This window comes from Clostridium pacaense, from assembly GCF_020709765.2.
GTDB classification, from domain to species: Bacteria; Bacillota; Clostridia; order Lachnospirales; family Lachnospiraceae; genus Enterocloster; species Enterocloster hominis.
The window spans coordinates 1-25,679 of sequence record NZ_JAJFEB020000032.1 but is presented as its reverse complement, the minus strand read 5'-3'; the positions used below and the strand labels follow the sequence as shown (position 1 = coordinate 25,679).

General features: G+C 49.4%; 33 protein-coding genes and 1 pseudogene. 33 read left to right on the top strand and 1 reads right to left on the bottom strand.

Annotated features, from left to right (window positions below; translation table 11 throughout):
* Positions 1 to 330 precede the first annotated feature (330 nt).
* From LK536_RS57045 to LK536_RS56945, 21 genes are all read left to right on the top strand, one after another.
* A complete protein-coding gene (locus tag LK536_RS57045; RefSeq protein ID WP_227116906.1) occupies positions 331 to 882 on the top strand; it encodes a terminase small subunit in 552 nt (183 codons plus the stop codon).
* Positions 875 to 2,272 carry a phage terminase large subunit gene (terL, locus tag LK536_RS57040; protein WP_474913664.1) on the top strand — a complete coding sequence of 466 codons (1,398 nt, stop codon included), beginning with the start codon at positions 875 to 877 and terminating at the stop codon, positions 2,270 to 2,272. Before LK536_RS57045 ends, terL begins: the two co-directional genes overlap by 8 nt.
* 13 nt (positions 2,273 to 2,285) lie before the next feature.
* Positions 2,286 to 3,722 (top strand): phage portal protein, encoded by a 1,437-nt coding sequence (locus tag LK536_RS57035; RefSeq protein ID WP_227116908.1) that lies wholly within the window; start codon positions 2,286 to 2,288, stop codon positions 3,720 to 3,722.
* Positions 3,703 to 3,951: a hypothetical protein gene (locus LK536_RS57030; protein ID WP_227116909.1), complete on the top strand. Its 249-nt coding sequence runs from the start codon at positions 3,703 to 3,705 to the stop codon at positions 3,949 to 3,951. Before LK536_RS57035 ends, LK536_RS57030 begins: the two co-directional genes overlap by 20 nt.
* A gap of 316 nt (positions 3,952 to 4,267) precedes the next feature.
* Complete coding sequence (locus LK536_RS57025) at positions 4,268 to 5,842, top strand: minor capsid protein (RefSeq protein WP_227116910.1); 1,575 nt, start codon at positions 4,268 to 4,270, stop codon at positions 5,840 to 5,842.
* Positions 5,832 to 6,098 carry a hypothetical protein gene (locus LK536_RS57020; RefSeq protein ID WP_227116911.1) on the top strand — a complete coding sequence of 89 codons (267 nt, stop codon included), beginning with the start codon at positions 5,832 to 5,834 and terminating at the stop codon, positions 6,096 to 6,098. The genes LK536_RS57025 and LK536_RS57020 overlap by 11 nt, the downstream gene beginning before the upstream one ends.
* 178 nt (positions 6,099 to 6,276) lie before the next feature.
* Positions 6,277 to 6,888, top strand: coding sequence for a phage scaffolding protein (locus LK536_RS57015; protein WP_227116912.1), 612 nt, complete (start codon positions 6,277 to 6,279; stop codon positions 6,886 to 6,888).
* 18 nt (positions 6,889 to 6,906) lie between these two features.
* Positions 6,907 to 7,329 (top strand): hypothetical protein, encoded by a 423-nt coding sequence (locus tag LK536_RS57010; RefSeq protein ID WP_227116913.1) that lies wholly within the window; start codon positions 6,907 to 6,909, stop codon positions 7,327 to 7,329.
* Positions 7,330 to 7,342: 13 nt separating this feature from the next.
* Entirely contained in the window at positions 7,343 to 8,362 is a 1,020-nt protein-coding gene (locus LK536_RS57005) for a major capsid protein (protein ID WP_227116914.1), read from the top strand.
* Positions 8,363 to 8,373: 11 nt separating this feature from the next.
* Positions 8,374 to 8,712 (top strand): head-tail connector protein, encoded by a 339-nt coding sequence (locus LK536_RS57000; protein WP_227116680.1) that lies wholly within the window; start codon positions 8,374 to 8,376, stop codon positions 8,710 to 8,712.
* Position 8,713: 1 nt separating this feature from the next.
* The gene (locus tag LK536_RS56995) at positions 8,714 to 9,100 is read left to right on the top strand and encodes a hypothetical protein (protein WP_227116681.1); all 387 of its coding nucleotides are present in this window, start codon (positions 8,714 to 8,716) and stop codon (positions 9,098 to 9,100) included.
* Positions 9,097 to 9,654, top strand: coding sequence for an HK97 gp10 family phage protein (locus LK536_RS56990; protein WP_331472337.1), 558 nt, complete (start codon positions 9,097 to 9,099; stop codon positions 9,652 to 9,654). The genes LK536_RS56995 and LK536_RS56990 overlap by 4 nt, the downstream gene beginning before the upstream one ends.
* A complete protein-coding gene (locus LK536_RS56985) occupies positions 9,647 to 10,081 on the top strand; it encodes a phage tail terminator family protein (RefSeq protein WP_227116682.1) in 435 nt (144 codons plus the stop codon). The genes LK536_RS56990 and LK536_RS56985 overlap by 8 nt, the downstream gene beginning before the upstream one ends.
* Before the next feature lies 1 nt (position 10,082).
* A complete protein-coding gene (locus LK536_RS56980; RefSeq protein ID WP_227116683.1) occupies positions 10,083 to 10,256 on the top strand; it encodes a hypothetical protein in 174 nt (57 codons plus the stop codon).
* Positions 10,257 to 11,555: a phage tail sheath family protein gene (locus LK536_RS56975; protein WP_227116684.1), complete on the top strand. Its 1,299-nt coding sequence runs from the start codon at positions 10,257 to 10,259 to the stop codon at positions 11,553 to 11,555. It begins immediately after the preceding gene.
* A 16-nt stretch (positions 11,556 to 11,571) separates the two neighbouring features.
* Entirely contained in the window at positions 11,572 to 12,045 is a 474-nt protein-coding gene (locus LK536_RS56970; protein WP_227116685.1) for a phage tail tube protein, read from the top strand.
* Between the two features lie 20 nt (positions 12,046 to 12,065).
* Positions 12,066 to 12,497 (top strand): phage tail assembly chaperone, encoded by a 432-nt coding sequence (locus LK536_RS56965; RefSeq protein WP_227116686.1) that lies wholly within the window; start codon positions 12,066 to 12,068, stop codon positions 12,495 to 12,497.
* Between the two features lie 14 nt (positions 12,498 to 12,511).
* On the top strand, positions 12,512 to 12,679 hold the full coding sequence (locus LK536_RS56960) for a hypothetical protein (protein WP_227116687.1): 168 nt from the start codon (positions 12,512 to 12,514) through the stop codon (positions 12,677 to 12,679).
* A gap of 59 nt (positions 12,680 to 12,738) precedes the next feature.
* Positions 12,739 to 13,149, top strand: a complete 411-nt coding sequence (locus tag LK536_RS56955; RefSeq protein ID WP_227116688.1) for a hypothetical protein — start codon at positions 12,739 to 12,741, stop codon at positions 13,147 to 13,149.
* On the top strand, positions 13,139 to 13,648 hold the full coding sequence (locus LK536_RS56950; RefSeq protein WP_506092266.1) for a hypothetical protein: 510 nt from the start codon (positions 13,139 to 13,141) through the stop codon (positions 13,646 to 13,648). The genes LK536_RS56955 and LK536_RS56950 overlap by 11 nt, the downstream gene beginning before the upstream one ends.
* Positions 13,649 to 13,740: 92 nt before the next feature.
* On the top strand, positions 13,741 to 14,490 hold the full coding sequence (locus tag LK536_RS56945) for an SHOCT domain-containing protein (RefSeq protein WP_227116725.1): 750 nt from the start codon (positions 13,741 to 13,743) through the stop codon (positions 14,488 to 14,490).
* A 53-nt stretch (positions 14,491 to 14,543) separates the two neighbouring features.
* Here the strand turns inward: LK536_RS56945 and LK536_RS56940 are convergent, their stop codons facing one another.
* Positions 14,544 to 15,008, bottom strand: a complete 465-nt coding sequence (locus LK536_RS56940; protein ID WP_025483606.1) for a helix-turn-helix domain-containing protein — start codon at positions 15,006 to 15,008, stop codon at positions 14,544 to 14,546.
* Positions 15,009 to 15,137: 129 nt separating this feature from the next.
* Here LK536_RS56940 and LK536_RS56935 point away from each other — a divergent pair, with 129 nt between their 5' ends.
* From LK536_RS56935 to LK536_RS56880, 12 genes and pseudogenes are all read left to right on the top strand, one after another.
* Positions 15,138 to 15,281, top strand: a complete 144-nt coding sequence (locus LK536_RS56935; RefSeq protein WP_227116689.1) for a hypothetical protein — start codon at positions 15,138 to 15,140, stop codon at positions 15,279 to 15,281.
* A 114-nt stretch (positions 15,282 to 15,395) separates the two neighbouring features.
* Complete coding sequence (locus tag LK536_RS56930; RefSeq protein WP_227116690.1) at positions 15,396 to 15,977, top strand: BRO-N domain-containing protein; 582 nt, start codon at positions 15,396 to 15,398, stop codon at positions 15,975 to 15,977.
* Entirely contained in the window at positions 15,974 to 16,144 is a 171-nt protein-coding gene (locus LK536_RS56925) for a hypothetical protein (protein ID WP_227116691.1), read from the top strand. The genes LK536_RS56930 and LK536_RS56925 overlap by 4 nt, the downstream gene beginning before the upstream one ends.
* Positions 16,145 to 16,627: 483 nt before the next feature.
* Complete coding sequence (locus LK536_RS56920) at positions 16,628 to 19,231, top strand: hypothetical protein (RefSeq protein ID WP_227116692.1); 2,604 nt, start codon at positions 16,628 to 16,630, stop codon at positions 19,229 to 19,231.
* Positions 19,231 to 19,881, top strand: a complete 651-nt coding sequence (locus LK536_RS56915; RefSeq protein WP_227116693.1) for a LysM peptidoglycan-binding domain-containing protein — start codon at positions 19,231 to 19,233, stop codon at positions 19,879 to 19,881. The genes LK536_RS56920 and LK536_RS56915 overlap by 1 nt, the downstream gene beginning before the upstream one ends.
* Before the next feature lie 12 nt (positions 19,882 to 19,893).
* Positions 19,894 to 20,853 (top strand): XkdQ/YqbQ family protein, encoded by a 960-nt coding sequence (locus LK536_RS56910; RefSeq protein ID WP_227116694.1) that lies wholly within the window; start codon positions 19,894 to 19,896, stop codon positions 20,851 to 20,853.
* On the top strand, positions 20,846 to 21,157 hold the full coding sequence (locus tag LK536_RS56905; protein ID WP_227116695.1) for a DUF2577 domain-containing protein: 312 nt from the start codon (positions 20,846 to 20,848) through the stop codon (positions 21,155 to 21,157). Before LK536_RS56910 ends, LK536_RS56905 begins: the two co-directional genes overlap by 8 nt.
* A gap of 16 nt (positions 21,158 to 21,173) precedes the next feature.
* A complete protein-coding gene (locus tag LK536_RS56900; RefSeq protein ID WP_227797254.1) occupies positions 21,174 to 21,569 on the top strand; it encodes a DUF2634 domain-containing protein in 396 nt (131 codons plus the stop codon).
* Complete coding sequence (locus LK536_RS56895; RefSeq protein WP_227116726.1) at positions 21,569 to 22,600, top strand: baseplate J/gp47 family protein; 1,032 nt, start codon at positions 21,569 to 21,571, stop codon at positions 22,598 to 22,600. Before LK536_RS56900 ends, LK536_RS56895 begins: the two co-directional genes overlap by 1 nt.
* Positions 22,600 to 24,675, top strand: a complete 2,076-nt coding sequence (locus LK536_RS56890) for a hypothetical protein (RefSeq protein ID WP_227116697.1) — start codon at positions 22,600 to 22,602, stop codon at positions 24,673 to 24,675. The genes LK536_RS56895 and LK536_RS56890 overlap by 1 nt, the downstream gene beginning before the upstream one ends.
* Positions 24,676 to 24,678: 3 nt before the next feature.
* Complete coding sequence (locus LK536_RS56885) at positions 24,679 to 25,293, top strand: YmfQ family protein (protein WP_227116698.1); 615 nt, start codon at positions 24,679 to 24,681, stop codon at positions 25,291 to 25,293.
* Between the two features lie 3 nt (positions 25,294 to 25,296).
* Positions 25,297 to 25,679, top strand: a pseudogene (locus LK536_RS56880) (hypothetical protein); the annotation flags it as partial.

The following is a 25,679-nucleotide window of genomic DNA, read 5'->3' as shown; positions in this document are numbered from 1 at the left end:
ATCAAACTTCATTGATTAAATTTAGCTGATGTGGTAAGATTTTATTAGGAGGGGAGATTTCTCTCCCCGGTGTCCTATTTGAGAGCTTGTATCAACTGTGCGATTGCGGTAATCAGAGCGGCGGTGGCGACCATGGCTTTGATTATTTGGTTGAACAAGTTCTCATTTTTCTTTTGTTTCTTACCCATCGGCTATCCTCCTTTCCTTTTGATAATACAATTATACCACGTTATAACGTGGGAGTCAAGCGGAATATGGATATTTTATAAGTTTGTTGCATCTGCTGATACTGGTAGGTGCTATTTTATTGCATGAAAGAAGGTGAACCTGATGGCATTAACGCCAAAACAGAAAATATTTGCGGATGAGTACCTGATAGACCTGAATGCCACCAGGGCCTACAAGGTGGCATACCCGAAGGTAAAGAAGGATGAGGTGGCAAAAGCTGCAGGGAGCAGATTGTTAACCAATGTTAACGTTGCAGAATACATACAAGAGCGCATGAAGGAGCGGGAAAAGCGTACCGAGATTACCCAGGACAGGGTGCTACAGGAACTGGAGAAACTGGTCCTATTCGATATCAGGAAGTTGTTTGACAGTAATGGAAAACCAGTGGATATATCGATACTTGATGATGACACGGCTGCCTGTATTGCAGGGCTGGAAGTGGTGGATTATTTCGAAGGAGCTGGCGAGGACAGGGAGTTTGCGGGATATGTAAAGAAGTATAAGCTGACTGATAAATTAAGGGCAATCGAACTGATGGGCCGCCATCTGGGCATGTTCAAGGATAAACTGGAGCTGTCTGGCCAGATTGATACCACAAACCCTTATGTCGGCCTGACCACCGAGGAACTGAAGAAGCTGATACATGGTGGATAGGGAAACCATAATCAGGGGTGCGAAGATGGAGCTTGCGCGGCGCGAGTTCTTTTTTTATTGCAGTCTCAAAGCCCCGGACTTCTATAAGGAGGACAGAAAGTATCTGGTTGACCTCTGTAGCGAGTTTCAGGACTTCATACAGTCTGACGATGAGGTAATGATTGTCAACGAACCTCCCAGGCACGGAAAAAGCCGCACGGCTGGCCTGCTGGTTGAATGGGTACTGGGCAACGACCAGACGCAGAAAATCATGACCGGCTCCTACAACGAGACGCTTTCCACCATGTTCTCCAAGAACGTCCGTAATGACATCCAGGAGGAGAAGGCGGATGAGAACCGGATTGTGTTCTCCGACATATTCCCGGGTGTATCCATCAAGCGCGGTGACGGCGCCATGAATCTCTGGAGCCTGGAGGGCGGATACAACAACTACCTGGCCACATCCCCGACCGGAACAGCAACAGGCTTTGGCGCGTCTCTTCTTATCATTGACGACCTTATCAAGAACGCCGAGGAGGCCAACAACGAGCTGACCAAGGAGAAGCACTGGACCTGGTTCACGGATACGATGCTGTCCCGTCTGGAAGAGGGTGGGAAGATTATCATCATCATGACCCGGTGGGCCAGCGATGACCTGGCAGGACGTGCGCTGGAGCATTTCAAGGAGGCAGGGGCAAAGGTGCGGCATATCTCCATGAAAGCACTCCAGAATCCGTACACACATGAGATGCTATGCCCTGAGGTTCTGTCCTATAAATCCTACCAGGCCAAGATACGGGCCATGGGCGCCGACATTGCATCAGCCAACTACCAGCAGGAGCCGATTGACCTGAAGGGCAGGCTATATACCAGCTTCAAGACCTACAGCGGGGAACTGCCTCAGTTCAAGGAGATACGCAACTATACGGATACGGCTGACACCGGCGGGGACTACCTGTGCAGCATCAACTATGGTGTTACGTTCGCCAATGAAGCGTATGTACTGGATGTCCTGTATACCAAGGAGCCTATGGAGGTCACGGAACCGGCCACGGCTAAGATGTTACAGGCCGGAGGAGTCAATCTGGCAAGGATTGAGTCCAACAATGGTGGGCGTGGATTTGCTCGGAATGTGCGCCGTATCCTGGAGCAGGAGCTGGGCAGCAACTATACCACGATAAAGTGGTTTACCCAGACACAGAACAAGCAGGCCAGGATATATTCCAACTCAGCCTGGGTGATGCAGCATATCTATTTCCCGGAGGATTGGAAGAACCGTTGGCTTGAGTACCATAATGCAATGATAAAGTACCAACGTGAGGGCCAGAACAAGCATGATGATGCACCGGATGCCACGACAGGTATTGCTGAGAACTGCGCAAGGAAGGGTGGAATCTCAGTCTTAAAATAAAGGAGGTGGTGTGATGCCACAGGTTATGCCAATCGATGTGGTGAAGGAACTGATAAAAAGCTGTTCTGTTGGACATCGGCGTTTCATACGGGAATCCAAGGTGGCGGAACGGTATTATGAGAATAAGAATGACATCCTCTATGGCGTAAGGAAGAACCGGGATAATGACCCGTTGCGGAATGCGGACAACCGGATACCACGGAACTTCCATGGGCTATTGGTCAACCAGAAGGCGGCCTATATGTTTTCTGCCCCGCCACTATTTGATGTAGGTAATGAAAACATGAATAAACAGATTGCGGACATGCTGGGGGACAAATATGCCAAGGTATGCAAGGACCTGTGTGTCAAGGCTTCGAACTATAGGGTGGCATGGTTGCATTACTGGAAGGATGATGATGGCCAGTGGAAGTATGGGACCATAGACCCGAAGCAGATCATCCCGGTTTATTCCGCCGACCTGGACCGCCAGTTGGAGGCCGTGCTGCGGAATTATAAGACAAGGGATGCCGTGGATGGGAAGGTCATCTATGTATGGGAATACTGGACGGCAGAAAAATGCCATGTGTACAGGAAGAAGGGCAGTTCCATCTCAGAGTTGGGGCTGGAGGCCTATAACATGTATGAGATGGCCGATTCCCCGGATGGAGGTGTCCAGATGACCAATGAGTTTGAGCACGGCTTCGGGGAGGTCCCATTCATCCCGTTCTACAATAACAATATCCCCACGGATGACCTGGTCAATGTGAAGCCGTTGATAGATGCCTATGACAAGGTATTCAGCGGTTTCCTGAATGACTTGGAGGACATACAGGAAATCATCTTCATACTGACCAATTATGGCGGTGAGGATTTGAAGACCTTTGTAAATGAACTGAAGCAGTATAAGGCAATCAAGGTGGAGACCGACGGAACCGGGGGTGGAGGTGGAGTGGAGGCGCTGACCATCAGCATCCCGATTGAGGCCAGGGAGAAGTTCCTGGAGATAACCAGGAAGGCAATCTTTGAGCAGGGACAGGGAGTGGACCCGGACCCGCAGAAGTTCGGCAATTCATCCGGCGAGGCACTGAAGTACCTGTATTCTCTCCTGGAGTTGAAGGCAGGGCTGATGGAGACTGAGTTCAAGCTGGGTTTCGGCCGGCTGGTGCGCGCAATCTGCCATCATCTGGGTTCTGAGTGTAAACAGATTACCCAGACCTGGACCAGGACGGCCATCCGGAGTGAATCAGAACTGGCCGACATCGCCACAAAAAGCGTGGGCGTCATTTCACACAAGACCATCCTCAAGAACCACCCGTGGGTGGAGAATGCGGAGGAGGAAGAGAAACAGTTGAAAAAGGAAGAAGAGGAAGAGGCCCAGAAGGTGGATGTCTACCAGCAAGCATTTGGGCAGAAGGGAAAACCTCCACAAAAGGAAGAGGGTGAAGCAATTGACGATACGGGTGTATGAGCCCACGCATCCCCCATTAAGAATGTCAGATTTAGCCAAGCGCAAGAGGGTTGTTTTAGAACGCAAAGCCGTTGACAAAATTCTGATTGATGAAGATCAGGGAATTGTGTTTATGTACAAGGACGGGAACGAAGAACCGGAAGCGTTTAAACATTCAGGTTACAGACTTGAAATACTTGAGGGTGATCCAAACGATGGGATTACTGATGGACTCACCCTCAAATACTAAAGGTTATTTAATTTGCGGAACATGGGACATTCTGATGTTCTGGTGCAGCAATCATCTCCACAGGAACAGTCATCAATCATAAAACTACCAGGCGAATGTTTTTCCCCAAGAACAGGCACATCCATAGCATGGTATTCTATTGAGACGGTCTGGGAAACAATTTCGCAGTAATCTTCTGTGCACATAAGTGTAACTCCTTTCTCTCGGATTCAGCCCTGGCAGGGGCCTGTAAGTACATTATAACCAGGAGGAGAATGAAAAGCAACGAAGGGAGGTGGGTCCCGCGGCAAAGAATAAGGACTATTGGGGGAAACGCATGGCTGCCCTGGAGGATGACCAGTACCAGCGCGGTGCTGCTTACTACAAGGATGTCCAGAGGCAATACATGCGGGCGACCAACAGCATACAGATGGACGTTATGCGGTGGTATCAGCGCCTGGCCGACAATAATGGGGTCAGCTATGCCGGGGCCAAGAAGCTGCTTAAAAAGGATGAACTGGAAGAGTTTAAATGGACGGTCGAGGATTACATAAAGGCCGGCAAGGAAAATGCCGTGGACCAGCGCTGGATGAAGGAACTGGAGAATGCATCCGCCCGGCACCACATCTCATACCTGGAGGCCATGAAGCTCCAGATGCAGCAGCATGCGGAACTGCTGTCAACGGAGTTTGATGGAGGCATGACGGATTATCTGCATGAAGCCTATAGGGAACAGTATTACCGGACCGCTTTTGAGGTGGCAAAGGGAACCGGGGTGGGTACCAACCTTGCACGGCTGGATGACCGGAGGATGGATGCCATCATCAGGCATCCCTGGGCACAGGATGGGGAAAACTTCTCAAGCCGTATCTGGACCAATAAGGATAAGCTGGTCAGGAACCTGCATACCGAACTGACCCAGAACATCATCCGTGGTGAGTCACCTCAGAAGGCCATAGACAGCCTGTTGAGGACCATGGAGGTCAGCCGGGGCCAGGCCGGGCGTCTCATCATGACCGAGTCAGCAGCCATCTCTTCGGCGGCCCAGAGGGACTGCCTGAAGGGGCTGGGGGTGGGGAAGTATGAAATCCTGGCCACGTTGGATGGTCAGACTTCTGAGATATGCAGGGATATGGACGGCAAGGTCTTTGACATGAAGGATTATGAAGTCGGGACTACGGCGCCGCCCTTCCACCCAAACTGCAGGTCCACTACGGTGCCGTATTTTGACGACGAATTTACGGAGGGTGAGATGAGAGCCGCCAGAGACAGTAGTGGGAAAACATATTATGTTCCCTCTGACATGAAGAATAGGGAATGGGAAAAACAGTTCGTGGTTGAAAAGACATATAATTCTGATATAATAAAAGAAAAGGGAACCATATATGGAGGCATACCCAAAAATTGGAAGCGGATACATGAGGATGAAGTCCCTCTTAACAGTGTTAATCCGAATTTTAAACATTATGTAAAGAACGGATACAGCGAAAACTGCACAAACTGTGTTTCTGCCTATGAAATGCGGAGGAGAGGGTATAATGTAACTGCAAAGCCAATTAAGGGAAATCATTATTTACAGAGACATCCAGAGGAAGCCTGGATAAATCCGGAAGTACGAGAAACCGCGGAAAGTGGATTAAATGATATTAAAAGAACATTGAGGGAATGGCAGGATGGAGCAAGGGCAGAGGTATCAGTTAGATGGAAAAATAGTGCTAACGGTCATGTCTTTGTCGCGGAGATGAGGGATAAGGAAGTCCATTTTTATGATGTACAATCAGGCAAAGAATTTTCAAGCGAGATTTTTGATTATGTGCAAGAGGGAAAAACGAAGTTTTGGAGAATTGATAATATTGAGCCCTCAGATAGAGGCATAACTGCTTGTGAGGCGGGTGATAAGGATGAAATTTGAAGAAGCATGTAAGGCTGCAATGGAGTACTTTAAAACAGGATATGGAGATACCGGATTATGTTCAATTAAGGATTTGGGGGATAGATGGCTGTTTGATGGGGCCAACAGAGAAGGGGAAGCAGTTTACGGAAAACAAGGAATTGCAATCGTCAAGGATAGCGGAAAACAGGAGCTGTTTTATCTCCCCGATATAAGTAATTTCAGGTTGTTAGATTCTGCGGTTAATGTTGAGATTCCTGCGGAATACAGATTATAGAGTACCACCAGTCAGTAATGGCCGGTGGTATTTTGTTTAGATATCGCAGTAACAGCGCAGAGGGAAGCACGCAGGTTTATCCTGACGTGTTATTTTTATGCCCTAATAATGATTGGTCAGGTCAAGGTCTATGCGGACCTTGTGGATTGAAATATGCCAAAAAGAAAGGAAAGAGAACATGAAAAAAGAAGATTTTGTTGCCCTTGGCATCAGTGAGGAACTGGCAGCCAAGGCGGAGCAGGAATCAAAGAAGGAACTGGAGGCCTATGTCCCAAAAACGGATTTGGAAGCAGCCAACACCACGAAGGCGCAGCTGGAGAAGGACATCAGGACCAGGGACAAACAACTGGAGGAACTGAAGAAGGCCAGTGGCAGCAATGAGGAACTCCAGAAACAGATTACGGACCTCCAGGCGGAGAATAAGGCCGCCAAAGAGAAGTATGAGGCGGACATGAAGGAGCTGAAGCTGACAACCGCCATCAAGCTTGCCATCGGTGAGTCCGCCCATGATGCCGACCTGGTGGCAGGATTGCTGGACCGGTCGAAGCTAATCCTGTCGGATGACGGGAAGGTTACCGGCCTTGACGAACAGGTTAAGACACTGAAGGAAGGGAAGGCATTCCTGTTCAAGGAATCCACGGCTTCCGGACCGGACAAACCGGGAAAGAAGCCATCCTATGCACCCAAGGCCGGTGAGGCGTCAGAAGGCGGCTGGGCCAAGACAGTGGCGGAGAGCCTGAACAAGGAATCAGCCAGGAACCCCTATGCAGATGCATGGGCAACAAAATAAGGAAAGAGAGGAAAAGACATGTATTTAGTAAAGAAGACGTACGATAATTCCCCGGAGTTCCTGAGGAATGAACACTATGAGAACATCACCTGTACGGTAGCGGATACCGGGGTGACAGCAGATGCGGAGGGGAAGAAGTCCGTCCTGGCAGGCAGCCTGTTGGATAAGGATGGGAAAGCGGTCAAAGTAACCCGCGCGGGAAGTTCCGGGGCTTATACCTATGCGTTTTCCACGGAACCGGTAGGCATCCTGTTCGCGACCACGGAAGTCACCCATGGACCCCAGGCCGGAGCATTGATGATAGCCGGTTCCGTCAACACGGAGCGGCTGCAGGGGGAATACCTAGTTGATGCCGTGGACCAGCTGGTAGAAAAGATGCCATTCATCAAATTTTTTGTGGACGGGAGCCTGAAGGTCAAGGCCGCCGCCCCCACAGTATAAGGAGGATTAAGACATGCCGAGAGTAGAGGAATTATTAACACCGCAGGAGCTGATTGATTATACGAAGGAAAGACAGACCGAGGCCTACATGGGTGAAGTGCTGTTCCCGGAACGTAAGACTGAAGCCATGGAAATCAGGATGATTAAGGGGGCATCCGACCTCCCCGTGTCCGCCCACATCCATGCGTTCGATACTGAGACGGAACTGGGGTCCAGGGAAGGTGCCGATTACAGCATGCAGGACCTGGCCCTCATCAAGAGGAAAATCCGCCTGAATGAGAAGGAAATCATTGCCCTTGAGAGTCCGAGGAATGACCAGGAGGAGGCCGAGATGGTCCGCAAAATCTACAATGACGTGGACAACCTGGTGGCGGGCGTGAGGACCAGGGTCGAGTGCCTGAGGATGGAGGCCCTGTCAACAGGTAAGCTGTCCATCAACGAGAATGGCTTCAAGGCAAGCATCGATTATGGGATTCCAAGCACGCATAAGGCTGATAAGACATGGGGGAGCGGTGACCCCACCATCCTGGAGGATATGGATGCCTTCGTGGACCGGATTGTCAAGGATACCGGGTTCACGCCGACGCGGGCCCTGACATCCAAGACCAACCTGAACCGCATCTTACGGGACCACAGGATACGCGCCGCAATCTACGGGGTGAACAGTGACCGGGTGCTTACCAGGGCGGAACTGAACGCCTTCCTGGCCCAGCAGAGCCTCCCGCAGATTGCCATCTATGACAAGCAGTACCGCCAGCAGGATGCGAAAGGGAAATACTCGTCCGCGCGCTTCCTCCCGGAATCCGCATTCATCATGATGCCGGATGGGAAACTTGGGGATACCTTCTATGGGCTTACAGCCGAGGAACTGGAACTGCGTAAGAACCCGGATGTGGATGTATCCGCAGTGGGTAATGTCGTGGTCGTGCAGTATGACACAATAGACCCGGTCGGAAGATGGATTAAGGCAGTTGCAACAGCCATGCCTTCCTTCCCGTATGCGGACCAGGTATTCATCGCGACCATCTCTTAAGGAGGGATGTCATGGAACTAAAGAAGCTGAAGGGGCTGTTAGGGATACCGGAGGGTGACACAGCACAGGATATCGCGCTGCAGTTCCTTATGGAGGATGTGGACGAGACTATCCGGAACTACTGTAACTTAAAGGCAGTTCCGGCGGGATTGGCCAGCACATCATACCGGATGGCTATGGACCTGTATCGGTATGAGCGCCCTGGGGATGGGGATGCTCCGGTGCAGGTGTCATCCATATCAGAAGGGGACACATCCACAAGCTTCACCAGCGCGGCGGATGCCTTGTCAGGCGGTATCCTGAAGGATTATCAGGGACAGCTGAACCGGTATAGGAAGCTGGGGTGGTAGGATGATAAGGGATGCAATCAGGCAGGCCCAGAGGATGCACAGGAAGGCCGTGGAGGCCACTTATGATGGGGCATGCAGGATTTATGGGATGAAGCCTGTAAAGGACCCTGTGACGAAGGTGACAAGGCAGGAAGAGGTTCTGGTACAGGATGGTATAGCCTGCCATCTGTCCTATTCCAGTACGTCACCGGCGGCTGGAAGTGATACGGTCACGGCTGTGGCGCAGGCCATAAAGCTGTTCCTGGCCCCGGAGCTGACAGTACCGCCCGGATGCCGGATTGAGGTAACACAGCAGGGACAGGCGGAAAGCTATGCCCAGAGTGGTAAGGCTGCCGTATACCCTTCCCACCAGGAAATCCTGCTGGAGCTGTGGAAGGGGTATGCATGATGGCAAAGGGTGGAAGTTTTGATTTTAAGGATGTCAGGAAGCTGCAGAGACAGATTGAGCGCCTTGAACAGGAGCGGGAGGCCTTCAACCAGGAGTGTATCCAGGAACTGGCATCCCGGCTTCTGAGGAAGGTCAAGCAAAGGACGTCGGTAGGGAAGGCACCAAAGCTGGACGGGCCAAAGACTGTAAAGGTAAAGGGTTCCGATGGGAAGTCAAGGACCTTCCTGTCAAAGAATGGCGCCATAAAGCAGAAATACTGGGCTGGATACCAGGGAGGGACATTAAGACGCGGCTGGACGGTGGGTGATATCCAGAAGGTAGGGGATAACTACCAGATTGAGATAATCAACCCGACCGAATATGCATCCTACGTGGAATATGGTCATCGGCAGACGCCCGGCCGCTATATCCCCGCTTTAGGTGTGAGTGCAAAGAAAGCCTGGGTTCCAGGAAAGTTCATGCTTACCATATCAGAGAAGGAACTGGAGGCTCAGGCTCCGGGTGTGTTGGAAAAGAAGTTAAGGGAATATTTGAAGGGAGTATTTGATGCTTAACGATATCATGGATGCCGTCACCAGGCGGCTGAATGAGCTGTTTGGCGATGGATATGAAATTTACACAGATGCGGTAGGACAGGGCCTTACGGAGCCTTGTTTTTTTGTGCGGTTCCTGGAGCCGTCTGAAAAGCCAATGGTTGGTCGGCGATATTATCGTGAGACGGCTATGTGTATCCAGCATCTTCCTGGCGATACCGTCCAACCCTCCCGGGAACTGAACCGTGTGGCGGACATCCTCATGGACGGGCTGGAATATATCACATTGGGGGATGGCAGCCTGCTGCGGGGGAACGGACGCAGTCACAGGACAGAGGATGGTGTGCTCACCTTCTTTGTCAGCTACAATATGTTCATCATGAAACCGGAGCCCCAGGAGGAACCAATGGAGGGGCTGGAGGCCAGCACGCAGTTAAGGAGGTCGTGAATTGAAGGAAACAAAACAGGGAGAAGCAACATTTTCAAAACAGGAGCTGTTACAGGCGGAGTGTTACCAGGGAAAGAAGGACCTGGTGAGTGCCCTGCTGGAGGATGGCAGGAAATATTCGCTGAAAGAAGTGGATGCGGTAATCGAGAAATTCATGAAAGGAAAGGTGAGATAGATGTTAGGAGGCGGAAGCTTTACGGCTCAGAATAAAACACTTCCCGGGGCTTATATCAATTTTGTCAGTGCTGCCAGCAGTGTGGCAGTGCTTTCAGACCGCGGGACGGCGGCAATCCCTCTGGAATTCGGCTGGGGACCGGAAAAGGAGGCTTTCATTGTGACAGCCCAGGATTACCAGGAGCGGTGCCAGGAGATATTCGGCTATCCGGCAGATGCGCCACAGATGTGGATGATAAGGGAATTGTTCAGGAATTTGACCAAGGGTATCTTCTACAGGCTCAATGCAGGCGTGAAGGCTGCCTGTGATTACGGGCAGGCAAGATACAGCGGTGTACGTGGCAAGGACCTCACGCTGGTTGTCAGCGCCAATGTGGATGACAGCACGAAATTTGATGTGAGGACACTGCTTGACAGGAAGGAAGTGGACCATCAGACAGTAGCGGCAGCCACGGAGCTTACAGACAACCGGTACGTTGTGTTCAAGAAGGATGCGACCCTTGCGGCAACGGCCGGGATGCCCTTTACCGGAGGGACTGATGGGGATGCGGTGACAGGTGAGGATTATGCGCGGTTCCTGGCAAAAATGGAATCCCATACATTCCAGACATTATGCTGCCCATCCATGGATGATGCGGTCAAGGCCGTGTTTGCGGAGTACACAAAACGGATGCGTGATGAAGCCGGCGTCAAGTTCCAGACGGTCATGTACCGGAATGCCGGTGCTGACTATGAGGGAATCATATCTGTTGAGAACAAGGCAGCAGAACAGGAGCAGGGGCTTGTGTACTGGACAACCGGGGCCCAGGCGGCCTGTGCTGTCAATAAGACCAATGAGAACCGTGTGTATGATGGGGAACTTACCGTGGATGTGGATTACACCCAGGGGCAGCTGTCAGCGGGTGTACGGTCCGGGAAGTTCATGTTCCACCGGGTGGGCGATGACGTGCGTGTCCTGATGGACATCAACACACTGACGACTTTCACGGAGGAAAAAGGCGAGGACTTTTCCGGCAACCAGACCATAAGGGTACTGGACCAGATTGGCAATGACATCGCATCCATGTTCAACACGAAGTACCTGGGCATCATGCCGAACGATGACGCGGGCAGGGTGAGCCTCTGGAATGACATCGTGACCTACAACAAGGAGCTGGCAAGGCTGCGGGCGATTGAGGCCGTGGAGGCCAAAGAAATCACGGTAGGGCGCGGGAACAGCAAGCGGTCTGTTGTGGTGAACTGCCCGGTGACGCCGATTAACTGTATGTCGCAATTATATATGACAGTGGTGGTTAGCTGAGAAAGGAGATACATAGATGAATGATATAACCATGAATGCATGGGAGGCAATCAGCGCAACGAAGGCAGAGTGTTTCATTACAATTGATAATGAACGGTTCCTGTTCATGCAGGCGCTAAACCTGGAGGCAAAGCTTGAAAAGGTAAAAACAGAGGTTCCAATACTTGGTCGCATGATGAAAGGCAACAAGGCCATCGGCCTGAAGGGGTCCGGTTCCGCAACATTCCATTATAATACGAGCCGTTTTAGGGAATTGATGTATAGGTTCCAGAACACAGGGAAAGACGTATATTTTGACATACAAGTGACGAACGAAGATCCATCGTCCAGCGTGGGGCGGCAGACAATCATCCTGACGGATTGCAATATAGACAATCTGGTCTTGGCAAGATTTGATGCAGATGCGGAATACCTGGAGGATGAGTTTGATTTCACCTTCGAAGGATTTGAAATGCCGGAAGCCTTTGCTGATATTCCGGGAATGCAGTAAGAAAGAGAGGATAAGAGGATATGGGAGATTTGAGCAGATTTTTAAAGAAGAATAAGAGAACTAAGGAGAATTTAAAGATTGCAGCAACGGCCTCCTTTTTGGACGAGAATGGTAAACCGATGATGTGGGAAATCCGGCCGCTGTCTACAAAAGAGGATAATGCACTGCGGGATGATTGTACCGTGGATATACAGGTGACGGGAAAGCCAGGAATGTACCGGCCAAAGTTTTACGCCAATCGTTACCTGGCTAAGATGGCAGCTGCATGTGTGGTATATCCAAACCTGAATGATAAGGAACTTCAGGACTCTTACGGTGTAATGGGTGCGGAGCAGCTGATAGTGGAGATGCTGGATGACCCTGGGGAATACAATGCTTTTATGGGCCAGCTGCAGGAGTACCATGGGTTTGATAGGACCATGCAGGAAAAGGTGGATGAGGCAAAAAACTAATTGAAGGAGGCGATATGGAGGCAAATGTGGCCTACTATTGCCTCCATAAACTCCATAAGTGGCCACATGAGTTCTTGGCCCTTGATATTGATGAACAGGCTTATGTGATGGCGGCGGTTGAAATGAAGCTGGAAAGGGATAAAAAAGAAGCGCAGAGACTGAAAAAGGGAAAGAAACGGTAGAATATGAAAAGAAGAGATGGTATAATATTCCCAGATTAAGCAAAGGTGGAGGGGATGTTATGGGACTGTTTGGGAAGAAAGAGAAGATACCAGATGGGATAAGAGTTATGTATTACGAGGGGGAGCTGAATGAGTTTCCTGTTAATCAGCCTTGCCAGATATTATTAATGGAGGATTGTCTGCGCATCACTAAAAATAATCCATACACGGAGGTGAGACTTGACAGAAACCGGATATTGTCTGTGGAAGTCCTTGGTAAAAATGATTATATGCAAAGGTATAAAGGGAACGCTGAAAGCGGTTTTAGAAAGGGCGATATTCCGACGTCATATTATGTCATAAACTATTTAGATAAGAATGGGGATAAGAAACAAATCGTTTTTTGGAGTGCATCGTCATCAGCATTAAAAGTGATGAGATTGAGGGACGAATTGACTAATAAACAAAAGTCAAAAAGTTATGAAATTTAGCAGTAGAGTATGGGAGAAAAAGGTAGAAATAACTTCCAATCCACGCTATAATAAGGATAGATTATTATGGTGTGGAGGGGATGTTATGGGACTGTTTGGGAAGAAAGAGAAGATACCAGAAAAGGTTACTGTGCAATTCTATGATGGGGATTTACCGGGATTTGTCTGTAATTTTCCATGTAGTTTGCAATTGACAGATGACGCAATCTTACTAACTAAAGCAAATCCATTAGTTGAAGCTAGATTGGATAGGCAGAGAGTTTTGAGTATTGATATCTTCATGCAGGAAAATCAATATATGGCGAAATACAAAGGAACGAATATAACAACGACTAAATGCAAGTCTATACCTAAGCACTATTACGTTATTAATTACTTGGATAAGAATGGGGATAGTAAGCATATTGATTTTTGGGGAGTGTCAAGTGAAACAAGTAAGATGATGAAAATAAGAACTAAGATAGCTGAAAATCAACAATCATCAAGCTATGAAATTTAAGGAGTAAAGCACCCGGAGGAAAAGGTAGAAATAGTTTCCAATCCACGCTATAATAAGGATAGATTATTATGGCGCGGAGGTAGGTATTGAGAATGGGATTGTTTGGGGGGAATAAGGAAAACTGTTCTATATGTGGTGGGCAGAAAGGTGTTAAGCAGATAGCAGATGGATATGTTTGTAAGGAATGTATCGCTAAATGCGGAGTTTGTTTAATCACACTTGCATGGAAAGATATATCTCTAAAAAGAGTAAAAGATGCTATTAATGATAATGAAATAAATCAACAAAGAAGTAGAATATTTCATCAAACTAAAGTTATTGAAAAAGAACTTTTTATTGATGAACAAAATAGGCTGTGGAAACTAAAATCATATGGGAATTTATATTTCACATTTGATGATATTATTAACTATGAATGTCAAAAAAATGGTACGGGTGTTTTGTCCGTAGGTGTAGGAAGCGCTTTGGTAGGAGGATTACTATTTGGCGGCGTCGGTGCGATTCTGGGAGGATTATCGGGCTCTAAACAGAAAGAAGAAATAAATGAATTTAAAATTATTGTTAATCTTTATAATAATTCGTATCCTCAGTTAAGCATAAATTTGTTACCTACCGGAAAAGTAAAATCTGATTCAATACTATTTAAGTCTTACTGTGAAAAGGCTGAGAAGATAATGTTAGGATTAAGTGATATGGGAGGTATAGAAAAAAGTACTGAGGGCTGCAATAACACGGAAGTATCACCAGCTGATGAGATTTTAAAATATAAAAATCTTCTTGACGCAGGGGCTATCACACAAGAAGAATATGATGATAAGAAGAGACAGCTTTTAGGTTTATAGGGACAAAAGCACCCGGAGGAATCCAGGTGCTTTTATAATGCAGAAAAAGCCATCTACTCGGTGGCGGGTGAATCATCGCAAGGCTCCATAATAGGAGGATAGAGAGTTCGTTCGGTAGCAAATTTTGCGTATGAAATTATTTGTTCTTTTAGGATATTATACTGTTTTCTCATTAGCGGGATTTCCTCATCAAATATTTCGATAAAAACCCCTCCAGTATCGCCAACAGAAACTTTATATCCTATAGAATCTAAAAATACTAATACAGGATCAGTGTTTGCTTCTTTTAGCCGAGGAAGAAAGTCATCAGCATTAATACCATTTAGTTGTAAGAAGGAACAGTCCAATTGCTTGGCTATTTTAATAAGTACATTTTTAGGAATTTCAACTTTGCCAGCTTCGTATTTTTGTATTGAACTTTCAGTTTTTCCAATAAGAGAAGCCAATTGTTTTTGTGTAATACCTTTTTTTTGACGATATGATTTTATGTTGTTTCCAATGGTTTTATTACTTGCCATATTAATCGCCCCTTTTTCTTTGAGTGTATCATAATACGCAATTTAATTCAAGTTTCACTTGACGAACGTAATTTAATTGCGTATAATCTACAATATACATACAATTAAATTGTGGGAAAGGAGATAGGGATGAAACGGATAACAATTAAAATGAATGATGAAATGCATAAAACAGCTAAGATAAAAGCTGTTATGCAAGATAAGACATTTATGCAGTATGTGATTGATTTGATTCAAAAGGATTTAGAAACAAAAAAAGAGCAAACACAGTAAGCTTTGGTCGGCAGTGTGTTTACTCAATCATGAGGGAATAGGGTATGTCCTATCCTTAGGGTTACTATACCTTATTTTCTCCGAATTGTCAAATTTGAAAGGAGATAAAAGGTTATGCAGGAATTAATGATTTTTAATGGACATGAGGTAGAAGCATTTGAATTAGACGGACGAGTATACTTTAACCCATATCATGTGGGTGAATGTTTGGAGCTTAGCGATGAGGCGGTTAGGAAGGCTGTATCTCATATGAATGGCAGGCAGGTGCGAAAACTTAAAAATCCGGATGTGACTAATGTTCACATCCGAAAGTTGAACAATGCTGGTGAAAATTTTCTTACCGAAAGCGGCGTATTCAAGTTGATTTTTAAAAGCCGTAAGCCAAATGCTGAAGCATTTTCTGATTGGGTTACAGACGAAGTTCTTCCCGCCCTCCACAAAACCGGTACATATTCCGTGACCACTACTTGTCAGTACCCAGTATCGGCGGCAGCTATTGAGAGTGCAACAAATGCGGGCCGTCTCTTTGAGCGTATTATGAAAAGTGAGGGTATTCCTCCCCACGAAATTGCAATGGCAGTACGAGATATATTCCTCCAGGCTGGCATTAATGTGCCGGATTATGTTATACGGATTCCTGCGTATGAGCAATTGGCAATGACCTTTGGTAAAAGTGGGGAGGTGGCATGCTCATGACATATCCAGTGGACGTAGAAGCATATGCAGATTGTAAGGCTGCAGATTTGAAAAACCCAGATGAAAGCGACAGAGAATTATTCAAGGCCATAGCAATCAAAATCAATCGGGCATATTATGCTGGCTTGGAAGATGGAAAGAAGGAGGCCGCGGTATGCAGAAATTAATAATCATCCCCGTGGAACAGTATGAGAAGATGTTGAAAAGTTATGATGATACAATCAAGGAACTGATGGCCTTGCGGGAGCAGTTGGAAACACATAAGACGCAGTAAAAAAGGGGCCGGTGCGAATGTCAAGCTGACATGATACTGCTAAAGCATTCGCACCAGTTTTTCTACCCCAAAAAGGAAGTTATGCGTAGTATGTGTTGCGATAGCACAAAATGTAGTATAATAGTAGTTGCAAGTAGCAATACTTGCGGTCGCTCCCTATTTGGGGGCGTGGATTGAAATAGTAAAATTATCAAAAATTCTCAAGGTTGATATCGTCGCTCCCTATTTGGGGGCGTGGATTGAAATCCTGCAAGTGACTAAATTGCTCCGGCATCTCCCAGTCGCTCCCTATTCGGGGAGCGTAGAATGCAACAATAATCAGAACGTCCTTCGGGGCGTTCTTTTTATACAAATTTTTAGGAAAGGAGAGTGACGCATGTCTGCTATATCAACATCTATCCAAATAGACGATAGGATGTCACCAGTTCTATCCTCCATTACTACTGCCATGAATATGATGGTAAGCAGTTTTGGAGCTGCACAGACGGCCAGCGAGACAGCAATCAATACAGCCCAATGGGAAGCAACAGTACAGCAGGTAAATAGTGCATCCGTAGCAGTAGCGCAATACCAGGAAGAACTGGAACGCGTACAAAACAAGCCGGTAAGTGTGCCAGAACCCTCTTGGGCACAGACATCAGAACCTAAAGTATTTACAAGCTCTGGGGCAGACAGGTTTGCGGCCGAATATCAGTCAGCCAATCAGATGGCGCAGAAGTTGTATCAGACCCAGCAGGCGATATCATCACAGGCAAATAGGATGTCAGTAATCCCTCCGGGTATGCTGAATGACATGGCAGCCTTACAGAACCGAATACAGGCCGTATCGATGCGAGTCCAGGAATTAAATAATATCCCAGTAAATTTGCGGACCGAACAGACCAATAATCAGTTGGAAACATTGAGGGGACAACTGGGCCAGGCTGTATCCATACAGGATGAGTTAAACAATGCCATGTCTCGTATGGATATCAGTGCCGCGAATAAGGCATACCAACAGCTTAATTCTGCCGTGTCCACTGCGGAAAGGAACATAAGGGATAACATAACAGCCCAGGAGCAGTTTAATCAATCAGTCAGAAACGGTGGAAATGCTTATGATGGCTTGGGGAGCCGCATAAAGCAGTTAGTAGGAATGTATACGGGTGTCCAGGGAATCAAGATGGCAGTTAATTTCGTCAGTGACACGACTTCGCTTCAAAACGTGCAAAGCGAGGCCGAGACGAAACTGGGAGCCATCATGAGTCAGCGCATGGGAGCAAGTCCAGCTGATATACAATCCGTAAAGGAACTCACAGCGGCCCAGCAGGCACTTGGTGTTGTTGGGGATGAGGTGCAGCTTTCAGGCGCTCAACAATTGGCTACATTCCTTAACTCAACAGATGCCTTAAACACACTGATACCTGCTATGAACAACCTGGCTGTGCAGCAGAATGGTGTTAACGTAAGTACACAGGATGCTGTCAATATTGGTAACATGATGGGAAAGGTCATGCAGGGACAGGTCGGAGCGCTTACGAGGGTAGGCGTCACGTTCGATGCCGCCCAGGAGAAGATATTAAAGTATGGAAATGAGCAGGAGCGTGCGGCCACCCTTGCGGAGGTAGTTACGAACAACGTGAGCAACATGAATGCCATCATGGCGAATACACCGCAAGGCCAGATTCAACAGATGGCAAATACCTGGGGGGACATCAAGGAGACTGTGGGGGCTAGGCTCTATCCGGCTATGATGCAGTTTTTTGCCACTGTAAATGCCAATATGCCAGCTGCGGAAACAGCAGTGATGGGTTTTGCAGGAGTCTTAAGTGATATCATACCTATCGTTGGACAAGTGATTGAATCGATGGTGGGCGCAGCTGGATTCATACGTGATAACTGGTCATGGCTTGGACCTGTTATAGGAGGTGTTGCAGCCGCTTTGATTGCTTATAAGGGAGTTGTAATTGCTTATAATACTGTACAGGCAGTTAGTAACGGATTAAAAGCTATTGCGGCGGCAAGGGCAGCTTTAAAAACAAGTGCAGATTTAGCGGAGGCAGCCGCTACAGCGACAGCCGCAGGAGCACAAAATGGATTGAATATGGCTTTATTAGCCTGTCCATTAACATGGATAGTAATCGCTATCATGGCAGTCATAGCGGCTATCTTGGTATGGATTCATCACGTAGGCGGGATTAAGGTGGCCTGGCTGACGGTAGTAAACTCTGTCCTTACCTGGGCTGATAAGCTACGAATCGGATTCGTGACCACGTGGAACGGCATCCAAAACGGCATAGACAACATGCAGTATGGCTTTGCCGCATTCAGAACAGGCGTACTAAACACCCTTGGAAACCTAAAGGTGGCCGGTCTGACAATCCTGCAGGATTTTATAAATGGTGCGATTGACCGAATCAACAGACTAATTGAGCTGACCAATAGTATCGCGGGAACTTCCATTGAGGTAATTTCACACGTCGAATTTGCAACCGGCGCGGCGTTGGAAGAGGAAGCAAAGCAAAAACAGAGAGCCGCAGACCTTGCAACATTGCAGAACCAGAATCTGGCTGACAAGAAGGCCAGAGCACAGAATTTGTATTGGATGCAGTACGAGGCCAACCAAAGCCAGAAGGAGCGGGAACGTAGGATTGCTGCAGCGAAGGCGGAGGCAGAAGAAAAGAAGAACGCTAAGAATACAGCCGAGGAAAATTATTATTCCGGTGGTGTAGGCCCGGAAATAGCTGGTAACACTGGAAGCACTGCCGCCAATACTGCAGCCATAAAGGATTCAATGGACATAATGGACGAGGACTTAAAATACATGCGTGATGCTGCGGAGCAGGAAATCATCAACCGGTTCACCCTGGCTGAGTTAAAGGTGGATGTCAAGAACAACAACACCCTGACCAAGAAGACCGACTTTGATGACATGGGCCGGGCGCTGTCCATGTTCACCAGTGAGTTCCTGGCGGCCGCCGCGGAAGGAGGGCATATCTGATGGCATATGAGGTATACATAGATGACATGCTCCTCCCAGTCCCACCCCAAAAGATACCCATCAAGTATCCCGGCCAGAACAAGACGGTCACGCTGATAAACGGGGATGAAATCAACCTCCTACGGCCTCCGGGCCTTGCGGAAATCAGCCTGGACATAATCCTGCCCCAGATGGACTATCCAAGTGCTGTCTGGGATGGGAGCGTGGACGATGCGGAGGACTTCATAAGCCATCTGCAGGACCTGAAGGACAGCAGAGGCTCCTTTGAGTTCATCGTCATCCGTGATTCCTTCGACACCAACATGGACGTGACCCTGGAGGATTACAAGGTATCGGATGATGTGAAGGAAGGCCTGGACCTGGTAATCTCCATCACCATGAAGGAGGCCAGGCATTACGGGACAAAGGTCATGAACTTCACTATCGTTGAGGACCAGCCCACCCCAACCGCTGAAACGCCACAGGATGACCGGCCGGCGGAGCAGCCACAGGCCAGGACCTATACCGTACAAGGCGGTGACTGCCTCTGGAACATAGCAAAGAAGCAGCTTGGGGATGGGGGCAGGTGGAAGGAAATCCATAACCTCAACCTGGATAAGATAAGCAACCCAAATAAAATTAATACCGGCCAGGTATTGACAATGCCATAAGGAGGTGGGTCCATGAATGTACATGTCTATATACAGAATGGCCAGGCGGTCTATGAGCCGGTGGTGGAGGGGAGTGTCACCTGGGATACCGCACGTAAGGGGCAGCCGGGGAAATGTTCCTTCACTGTCATCCCGGACGGGAAGCTGGAGATTGAGGAAGGAAATGCCGTCCGGCTGGATGTGAACGGGAAACCGGTATTCTTTGGATTCATCTTTGAGCGGAACTGGAGCAGTGATGGGGAAGTCAAGGTCACGGCCTATGACCAGCTCCGGTACCTTAAGAACAAGGACAGCTACAGCTATGAGGATAGGACGGCAGGAGAGGTAATCCAGATGATAGCCGGGGATTTCAACCTACGGACGGGCGTGCTTGACGATACGGGGTATAAGATACCATACCGGAATGAGCCGGACACCACCCTGTTTGACATCATCCTGAATGCCCTGGACCTGACCATGATGGCCACAGGTAAAATGTATGTCCTTTATGACGATGTCGGTAAGCTGGCACTGAGGAATGTAGAGGACATGAAACTGGACATCATGATAGATGACGGCACGGCCCAGGATTATGACTTCACAATCAGCATTGATAAGGATACCTATAACCAGATTAAGCTTTACCGCGACAATGATGATACCAAGAAACGGGATGTCTTCATGACCAGGCACACGGAGAACATCAATAAATGGGGTGTGCTGCAGATGAGCGAGTCACTGGATAAGGGGGTGGACGGGCAGAAAATAGCGGAGACGTACCTGGGGCTGTATAACCGTCCCACCAGGAGCCTGTCCGTCAAGGGGGCATTTGGGGACATCAAGGTGCGTGCAGGATGCCTCATCCCCGTGTTCCTGGACGTGAAGGACATGCAGCTGAAGAACTATCTCCTGGTGGAGTCCGTCACGCATAAGATTGATGAAGGAATACATACAATGGACCTGGCATTGAGAGGAGCTGGTATCAATGGATAATGTGTGGATTGAGAATATGCGGCAGATTTCCATGCAGGCCGTGGAGGCCGGAAGGCCGTGTGACGTGATGCAGGGGACCGTTGTATCCGCAACACCCCTGGCGGTACAGATTGACCAGAAGACCACGGTCACTGGAAACCAGCTTCTGGTGCCGCAATATCTGACGGACCATGCGCAGCAGATGTCCATCCCCGGTGTGGGTATTGTTTCCGCTGCCATTAAGAATGCCTTGAAAGCGGGCGATACGGTAATCCTGGTGCAGAAGCGTGGTGCCCAACAGTATCTTGTGGTGGACCGGTATTAATAAGGAGGTGTTTAAGATGCTGCCGAAGACGGGAGACATCCTGGAGTCTGATTTTGAGGTACAGGAGATTCCATCAAAGGCATTCCGGATGAATGATGACACATTGTCCGGTTATGTGGATGGAAGGGATGCGGTGCAGCAGGCCGTACACTGCATCCTCAACACGGAGAGGTATGATTGGCTTATATACGACTGGAATTATGGTGTGGAACTGAGGGGACTGTTCGGGAAACCCATGGGTCTGGTCAAATCAAAAATAAAGAAGCGTATAAAGGAGGCATTGATGCAGGATGACCGGATACAGGGGGTTGATGCGTTTTCCTTTGAGGGTTCCGGCCGGAAACTTTCCGTGACGTTTACGGTCCATACCCGGTACGGTGATATTGGTGCAACCAAGGAGGTGGATGTGTGATGTATGAAGATACTACATATGAGGTCATCCTTGACAGGATGCTCCGGAGGGCAAAGGATTATAGCCCGGGGATGGATACAAGGCAGAGTTCCCCCATATATACGGCCCTTGCACCTACTGCGGTGGAACTGCAGAATGCGTACATAGGGCTTGACTGGACCCTTGACCAGGTGTTCGCCGGCACAGCAACCCGCGAGTACCTAATCAGGCGTTGCGCGGAATGGGATATGACCCCACATCCGGCAACCAAGGCTGTCTTGAAAGGTGAATTTAACATTGATATCGAGATAGGTTCCCGGTTCTCCCTGGGGACCTTAAATTATGTCGCCATAGACCGTATGGAGGAAGGTATTTACCGCATGGAATGCGAGACGGCAGGCTCTGCCGGGAACCGGGAGCTGGGAACCTTGGTCCCCATTGATTACATCCAGGGACTCACGAGGGCGGAACTGACAGGAATCATCATGGACGGGAGCGATGAGGAACCCACGGAGGCCCTGCTGGAGCGGTACCTGACAAAGGTACAGAAGCCTTCCACCAGTGGCAACCGGTATGATTATTACAACTGGGCCATGGAGTGTGAGGGCGTAGGGGCTGCCAAGGTCTTCCCGCTGTCCAGCGGACCGGGGACGGTCAAGGTCATCATAGCGGATGCCAACATGTCCGCCGCCGGTACCGGCCTGTTGGAGATGGTACGGGGGCATATCGAGGAGTTGCGCCCCATCGGCGCGGATGTCACGGTGGCATCTGTGGTGGAGAAGGCTGTCAATGTATCGGCTGGAATCAAGCTGCAGGCAGGCATGAACCTGGGGGTCGTCCAGAATGCATTCCAGGCAAAGTTGACAGGCTACCTGCACAATGAGGCCCTGGACCTGTCCTATGTGAGCCTGGCCAGGGTAGGGAACCTGCTGCTGGGGACTGAGGGCGTGGAGGATTATTCCAACCTGCTGCTTAACGGCGTATCCGGCAACGTGGCCCTGATGGAGGATGAGATTGCGGTGGCCGGTACGGTCACACTGGAGGTGGGCTGATGCAGGTAAACGTTTTTTATGAGAAATTGAATAAGGTTGATGGGAACATCTATGTCGTGGAGGAGGAAATCCATCTTACCAATGGCGTGTATGAGGCGGAGCTGCAGCATGACAACATCAACGAGGCTACCTTCGCTGTGTTCACCGGCCCGAAGCTGACAGGGGAGCGCCTGGAAACATATACCCTGTCAACGCCCAGCCTGGCGCCCTGGAAACGGATAGTCCGGGTGTATGCGGATGCGCCGGTGGTCTACATCAGCTATGAGACTGACGGGGATACCGTTGAGGGGGACGACATCAACCGGGTGCAGGAATCCATCGTTGCAACACAGGAGGCGCTGAATGCGGAGGAAACCAGGGCCCTGGGGGCAGAGAAGAAATTAACAGATGACCTGCAGGCAGAAACCAACCGCGCCACGCAGGAGGAGGACCGTCTGGATGGCCGGGTTGATACGGAGGCCAGACGGGCGGAAGAAGCGGAACAGGGGCTGAAGGTTGACCTGGCGGCCGAGGTGACGCGGGCAAAGGCAGCGGAGAAAGTAAATAGCGATGCAGTCACAGCGGAGAAATCCAGGGCCACGGCTGCAGAGGATGCCATACGGGCTACCATCAATACCAATAAGCCCAGTTGGGATGATAAATACACCCGTAACGAGGTGGACAATAAGTTCTCCGCCCTGGAGACAGCCATCGACTGGAAAGAGGCGGTTGATACCTATGCAGACCTTGCAGCAACGTATCCTCACCCCGATGATGGATGGACGGTAAATGTCAAGGACACGGATTACACATACCGTTGGGATGGCACTGCCTGGATTGCCATATCTGCCAATGCAATCCCCAAGGCGACCCAGAGTGTGGATGGGCTGCTCAGCAAGGAGGATAAGACCCATTATGATGACGCATACAATAAGCGTCATTCCCATGGCAACAAATCCACCCTGGATAAGCTGACGGAAACACTGCTGGCCAATTGGTCGGATGCCTATACCCACATCAGTAATAAAAGTAATCCACATGGGGTGACAAAGTCACAGGTGGGGCTGGGGAGCGTGCCCAATGTGGCGACCAATGACCAGGTACCGACCTATACGCAGGCGACCACACTGGCCAATCTGACCAGCGGAGATAAACTGGGTGCGGCCATGGGGAAGATTGCAAAGGCCATAGCGGATTTCATCACCCATAAAGCCGATACGGTCCAGCATATCACGGCAACGGAACGGGCGAACTGGAACGATGCCGATACCAAGAAGCATGCCCACAGCAATAAGGGCGTGATTGACAAGCTGACCCAGGCCATGCTGGATAAGCTGGCGGGGATTGCATCAGGGGCTGAGGTCAACGTACAGCCAGACTGGGATGTGACGGATACCGGCTCCGATGCCTATATCAGGAACAAACCGTCCTCCATGCCCGCATCGGATGTCCCAGCCTGGGCAAAGGCATCTGCAAAGCCTGCATATGCCTGGACAGAGATAGGCAGTAAGCCATCAACCTTCCCGCCATCCTCCCATAGCCATACCAAGAGCCAGATTACGGACATGCCCACGAAGCTGTCACAGTTCACGAACGATTCCGGCTATCTGACTGCTGCGGATGTGGACACCAGCCAGGAGCACACACATGCGAATAAGACGGTACTGGACAAAATCACCCAGGCCATGTTAGATAAGCTGGCGGGGATTGCGGAGGGGGCCAATAAGTATGTGCACCCCACTACGGCAGGGAATAAGCATGTCCCATCCGGCGGGTCCAGCGGGCAGATACTACGATGGAGTGCTGATGGGACTGCGGCGTGGGGGGCGGATGACAATACCACATATGCCGTATTCAAGGCAGCCACCTCAAGCGCCGCTGGCGGGACTGGTCTGGTCCCGGCCCCAGCAGCAGGGGCGCAGACAAAATATTTAAGGGCGGATGGGACCTGGCAGACACCGCCTGATACGAAATATAGCCATCCAAGCAGCGGGGTGACAGCCGGAACCTACCGGAGTGTCACGGTCAATGCGCAGGGCCATGTGACGGCCGGCAGTAATCCGGCGCTGACATGGAATGACCTGAAGGGGGTGTAAGGCATGTATGGGAAGACATTATATGGCCGCAGCCAGTACGCCCAGGAGGGCTCAGGCAGTACTGTCCCGGAGGAGTATTTTGTGGACCTGGCGCGGTATGCACCGCCATTCCTGGCAGAGCTCCGGGAGATGGCGGAGATATACCGGACACAGGGCTATGAGGTAGGGCAGCTACAACATGACCTGGAGGACCTGATTGACCAATGCTATATCGTGACGGCCACCTGGGGGCTGTCCAGGTGGGAGCAGATGCTGGGTGTGGCCACGAACATGTCCCTGACCTATGAGCAGCGCCGGGAAATACTCATGGCAAAACTCCGGGGCCAGGGGACCACAACCCGGAAGATGATAGAGGATACGGCCGTGGCCTTTTCGGGCGGGGAGGTAAAGGTGATTGAGGATAACCCCAATCACTTTTTTATTATCCAGTTTATCGGCATCAAAGGGATCCCCCGGAACATGCAGGCATTTGTCTCCATGTTGGAGGACATAAAGCCAGCGCATCTGGCCTACCGGTTTGAGTACCGATACACCACATGGAACGAACTGAAACCATATATATGGAACCGTCTTGGGGACATGACCTGGGATGACGTAAGGACATTAAAGGAGGCATAGGATATGCAGTTAACACCTAATTATAATCTAAAAAAGCCGGAAGGTACGGATCCGGTTGATATACAGGATTTCAATGACAACGCAGATGTGGTAGACGCAGCGCTGAAAAAGAAGGCGGAATCCTCCGGTGGGGATATATCTGAGATGACGGTAAAGACGCTGGATAACATAACCACAGATTTCCCGGTCCCGGTGGCCGGTGAGAAGCCGAAGACATTCCTGGGGAAGGTCAAGAAATTTTTTGAGGATACCAAGAACTGGATGACGGGGGTCTGCCTGATTGGCAGCATAGTCAACAACTGTGTGACGGATAATGCCAAACTGCCCCTTTCGGCGGCACAGGGTAAGGCTTTGATGGACCTTTATACTGTGCTCAATACCAATTT